At 37.6% G+C, this 2,993-nt stretch carries 3 protein-coding genes and 1 pseudogene; all 4 read left to right on the top strand.

Translation table 11 applies throughout. The features are described from left to right. The coding region (locus ACLNCN_RS04345) for an extracellular solute-binding protein (protein ID WP_424844701.1) at positions 1 to 385 on the top strand (385 nt) is incomplete at its 5' end. Between the two features lie 162 nt (positions 386 to 547). After that, on the top strand, positions 548 to 1,594 hold the full coding sequence (locus ACLNCN_RS04340; RefSeq protein ID WP_049531814.1) for an ABC transporter substrate-binding protein: 1,047 nt from the start codon (positions 548 to 550) through the stop codon (positions 1,592 to 1,594). Positions 1,595 to 1,606: 12 nt separating this feature from the next. Continuing rightward, positions 1,607 to 2,698, top strand: a complete 1,092-nt coding sequence (locus tag ACLNCN_RS04335) for an ABC transporter ATP-binding protein (protein WP_033685580.1) — start codon at positions 1,607 to 1,609, stop codon at positions 2,696 to 2,698. After that, positions 2,688 to 2,993 (top strand): annotated as a pseudogene (locus tag ACLNCN_RS04330) (iron ABC transporter permease); the annotation flags it as partial. The gene ACLNCN_RS04335 and the pseudogene ACLNCN_RS04330, both read left to right, overlap by 11 nt.

The following is a 2,993-nucleotide window of genomic DNA, read 5'->3' as shown; positions in this document are numbered from 1 at the left end:
TGTCGCCGATGGGGAAATGGCTGTAGGACTCACCTATGAAGACCCTGCCTTAAAACTCTTAAACGACGGAGTTGATGTAAAAGTTATTTATCCAAAAGAAGGAACCGTCTTTTTACCTGGTAACGCAGCTATCATCAAAAATGCTAAACACATGGAAAACGCTAAGAAATTTATCGATTTCCTCCTTTCTCAAGAAATCCAAGATAAGCTAGGAACTGAAACTACAATCAGACCCATTCGTAAAAATGCTAAAACCAATAAAAATATGAAGGCTATGACAGAAATCAAGATTGCCACCGAAGATTCAGATTATGTCATTAAAAACAAATCCGCCATTCTTAAAAAGTACAATGACATTTTCATAGATATCCAATCTAAAAAATAAAATTTGACTTACCAGTGATTAACTGTCGCACCCTAGTATAAAATCAAAAAGATTGCTTCCGTTTTTGTAGAGAATTTTACTCTAATAGAATAGAATTATCGGTTTTAAAAACGCTTACATTATTTTAAAATAAACTTAAATAACATAACGGAGGTATCCATCATGAAAAAGAAATGGATGTATTATGCTGCTTGCGGACTAGCTCTTTTTGGTCTTGCTGCTTGTTCTTCTAATGAATCTGCCGATGACAGTTCATCTGATAAAGGAGACGGCGGTTCGCTAGTCGTTTATTCACCAAACTCAGAGGGCTTAATCGGAGCAACTATTCCTGCCTTTGAAGAAAAATATGGTATCAAAGTAGAACTGATTCAAGCTGGTACTGGAGAACTTTTCAAAAAACTAGAGTCAGAAAAAGAAGCTCCTGTAGCCGATGTCATCTTTGGTGGTTCTTATACACAATATGCTACCCACGGAGAACTCTTTGAAAACTATACTTCAAAAGAAAATGATAATGTTATCAAAGAATATCAAAACACAACTGGCTACTCTACACCTTATACACTAGATGGTAGTGTTTTAATCGTCAATCCTGATTTAACGAAAGGCATGAACATCGAAGGATATAGCGACCTTCTCAAACCTGAACTAAAAGGAAAAATTGCAACTGCTGACCCAGCAAACTCTTCTAGCGCCTTTGCTCAATTAACAAATATGCTACAAGCTCAAGGTGGTTACAAAGATGATAAGGCTTGGTCTTATGTAAAAGATCTCTTCACACTTATTGATGGTAAAATCGGTTCAAGTTCATCTGGTGTCTATAAAGCAGTCGCTGATGGAGAAATGGCTGTTGGTCTCTCTTATGAAGATCCAGCTGTTAAACTCTTAAATGACGGAGCTAACATCAAAGTTGTCTATCCAAAAGAAGGAACAGTCTTCCTACCTGCTAGTGCTGCTATCGTTAAAAAAGCTAAGAACATGGAAAATGCCAAGAAATTTATCGATTTCATCATCTCTCAAGAAGTACAGGATACACTTGGTACAACCACTACTAACCGTCCTGTTCGTAAAAATGCTAAAACAAGCGAAAACATGAAACCAATTGACAAAATCAAAACACTCACTGAAGATTATGATTATGTCATCAAGAATAAATCAGATATCGTTAAGAAATACAACGAAGTCTTTACAGATATCCAATCTAAACAGTAAAAGAGGTTCACTATGAGTGAGATCAAAATTATTAACGCCAAAAAAATCTACCACGATGTCCCTGTTATTGAGAATTTGAACATTACAATTCCAAAAGGAAGTCTCTTTACCCTTCTTGGGCCTTCAGGTTGTGGAAAAACGACTCTTCTTCGTATGATTGCAGGTTTCAACAGTATCGAAGGAGGAGAATTTTACTTCGATGATACAAAAATCAATAATATGGAACCCAGCAAACGCAATATCGGGATGGTTTTCCAAAACTACGCTATTTTCCCACATTTGACTGTCCGAGATAATGTCGCTTTTGGTCTCAAGCAAAAGAAAGTCCCTAAAGAAGAATTGGTACAACAGACCAATAAATATCTTGAACTCATGCAAATTGCTCAATATGCGGATCGAAAGCCCGATAAACTCAGTGGGGGACAACAACAACGTGTCGCCTTGGCACGTGCCTTAGCGGTTAATCCAAGTGTTCTCCTCATGGACGAGCCCCTTAGTAACCTGGATGCCAAACTTCGCTTGGATATGCGTCAAGCCATTCGAGAAATCCAACACGAAGTAGGAATTACAACTGTTTATGTAACCCACGACCAAGAAGAAGCTATGGCTATTTCAGACCAAATTGCTGTTATGAAAGATGGAGTTATCCAACAAATCGGCCGACCAAAAGAACTCTATCATAAACCAGCTAATGAGTTTGTAGCAACCTTTATCGGACGAACAAATATTATCCCTGCCAATCTTGAAAAACGAAGCGACGGCGCTTATATCGTCTTTTCAGATGGCTATGCCCTTCGAATGCCAGCTCTTGATCAAGCTGAGGAACAAGCTATTCATGTAAGCATTCGTCCTGAAGAGTTTATCAAAGATGAATCTGGAGATATTGAAGGAACTATTAGCGATAGCGTCTATCTTGGACTAAATACGGAGTATTTCATCGAGACAGGTTTTGCCTCAAAAATTCAAGTTAGCGAAGAATCAACTTTTGAAGAAGATCTACAAAAAGGCGATCGTATTCGTCTACGAATCAATACTCAAAAATTAAACGTCTTTTCTGCAGATGGTTCCCAAAACCTGATAAAAGGAGTCAACCATGGAACGTAAAAAACTAAATATTTGGACAGCCTCCTCTTTCTTCATCTTTCTTACCTATCTTGTCTTTCTCGTTTATCCTATCGTTACCGTGCTCAAGCAAGCACTCATACATGAAGGACAATTTTCACTAGCTAATTTTGTCACTTTCTTTAGTAAAGCCTACTACTCTGAGACACTCGTCAACAGTTTCAAGGTTTCCATTACCGCCACTGTCACTTCTTTAGTTGTAGGAACCTTATTAGCTTATCTCTTTTCCATGTATGATTTCAAGGGGAAGAAATTTCTACAAATATTGATTATCATT

It is taken from the genome of Streptococcus sp. CL8.13, assembly GCF_049737895.1.
This window is presented reverse-complemented; position numbering and strand designations above follow the sequence as displayed.